This is a genomic window from Streptomyces sp. SID14478 (assembly GCF_010548525.1).
Lineage (GTDB): Bacteria > Actinomycetota > Actinomycetes > Streptomycetales > Streptomycetaceae > Streptomyces.
This window is the reverse complement of record NZ_JAAGMG010000620.1, coordinates 1-862: the sequence shown is the minus strand read 5'-3', so window position 1 is coordinate 862 and position 862 is coordinate 1. Positions and strand designations below refer to the sequence as shown.

At 74.7% G+C, this 862-nt stretch carries 1 pseudogene; it reads left to right on the top strand.

Annotation, left to right across the window (positions count from 1 at the left end):
• Nucleotides 1-862: pseudogene (locus tag G3I40_RS20300) on the top strand (hypothetical protein); the annotation flags it as partial.

The following is an 862-nucleotide window of genomic DNA, read 5'->3' as shown; positions in this document are numbered from 1 at the left end:
CGGCGTCGTCGTACGGCTGCCCTGGGCCGGTGACCTGGGCATCCACGCGGCCACCGTCGAGCGACTGCGGCACGACCTGCTCGACCCCGGCGATCCACTGGTGGCGGCCGACGCCCCCAGCCCGTACTACACGCCCTGGACGCTGCTGCTGGGCTGCGTGGCGAAGGCCACCGGGCTCGGTGTCTTCGTGGTGCTGCGGATCGCGGCGCTGGTGTCGCTGGCGCTGCTCGGCACGGGGGTGTGGGCGTTCGTGGGTACGTTCCTGGCGAGCGCGGCGAGCGCGGCGAGCGCGGCGAGCGCGGCGAGCGCGGCCGGGCGGTGGCGGCGGGCCGGGGCTGCCGCGCTGGTGCTGCTGTCCCTGGTGCTGCTGTGGGGGACGACGCTGTTCGACTGGAGCGGCTTCCTCGGCCTGAACTCCCTTGCCCTGACGGTCTCCTACCCCAGCACGTTCGCGCTCGGCGCGACGTTCTGGCTGTGGACGCTGCTGCGCCGCGCGCGCAAATGGGGGCACTGTCTCGGGGCGGGCGCGCTGTGGGCGGTGATCCTGCTCAGCCACCAGTTCACCGGCGTCGTCGCCTCGCTCGGGGCGCTCGCCATGGTCCTGGGGGCGCGGCCGTGGCCCTCGCGGGCCAGGTGGACCCGGCTCGGGGCCGGATGCGTACTCGGTCTGGCGCTGCTGGCCCTGTGGCCGTACTACTCCTTCTTCGGCCTCTTCGGCGTCGGCGGCCTGGAGGAGATCCACCGCTCCCTGTACCGGGACCTCACGGGCCGGTTCTGGCTGGTGGCCCTGGTCGGCGGCGCGGCGCTGGTGCTGCGCGCGCGGCGCGACCGGCGCGACCCGCTGGTGCTGTGCTGCCTGTTC